Below are 845 nucleotides of genomic sequence, written 5' to 3' on the forward strand. Positions count from 1 at the left end.
CGCGCACGCCCACGCCGGGATCGACTGGGCCCTGGTGGCACGGCTGCGCGCCCAGGCCTCGGACCGGCTGAGCGCGGCCCTGGGTGGGGACCGGGCCACCCTGGACCGGGAGGCGCAACAGCAGCTGGGGCGCAGCATCATCATGGAGCTACTCGAGACGCAGGCGCAGGAGGCGGTCTCCGCCGGCCGCGACCCGGTACCGCTGGGGTTGCAGGACCAGATGGCGCGGACGGTGTTCGACGCGCTGTTCGGGCTGGGCCGGCTGCAGCCACTGGTCGACGACGAGGCCGCGGAGAACATCGAGATCGACGGCTGCGACAACGTGCTGCTGGAGTACGCCGACGGGTTGCTCAAGCCCGGCCCGGCGGTCGCCGAGAGCGACGGTGAGCTGACCGACTTCCTGGTGTTCGTCGCCTCCAGGTCGCAGGTCAACGCCCGCCCGTTCTCCCCGGCCCAGCCCCGCCTGCATCTGCGGCTGGACGGTGGGGCGCGGCTGGCCGCGACGGCCTGGGTCACTCCTCGTCCGGCGGTGGTCATCCGCCGGCACCGACTGGCCACGGTGACCCTGGACGACCTGGTGGCCGGCGACACGATGACCGAGTTGCAGGCCTCGTTCCTGCGGGCAGCGGTGCGGGCGAAGAAGTCCATCGTGGTGGCCGGAGCCCAGGGCGCCGGGAAGACGACGACGGTGCGTGCCCTGTGCTCCGAGCTGGACCCGTGGGAGCGGGTCGGCACCTTCGAGACGGAGTACGAGCTGGGGCTGCACGAGCTGCGCGACCCGCACACCGGCGGGCGGCGACACCGACGCGCGGTCGCGTGGGAGGCGCGCCCCGGCTCGTACTCCG

Annotated in this window: 1 protein-coding gene; it reads left to right on the plus strand. The window is 73.5% G+C overall.

Features of this window, described 5'->3' with window-relative positions; genetic code table 11:
* Positions 1-845 (plus strand): ATPase, T2SS/T4P/T4SS family (locus FRW57_RS22275; protein ID WP_162529479.1); only part of this gene is annotated, 845 nt, incomplete at both ends.

Source organism: Segeticoccus rhizosphaerae (assembly GCF_009192725.1).
GTDB lineage: Bacteria > Actinomycetota > Actinomycetes > Actinomycetales > Dermatophilaceae > Segeticoccus > Segeticoccus rhizosphaerae.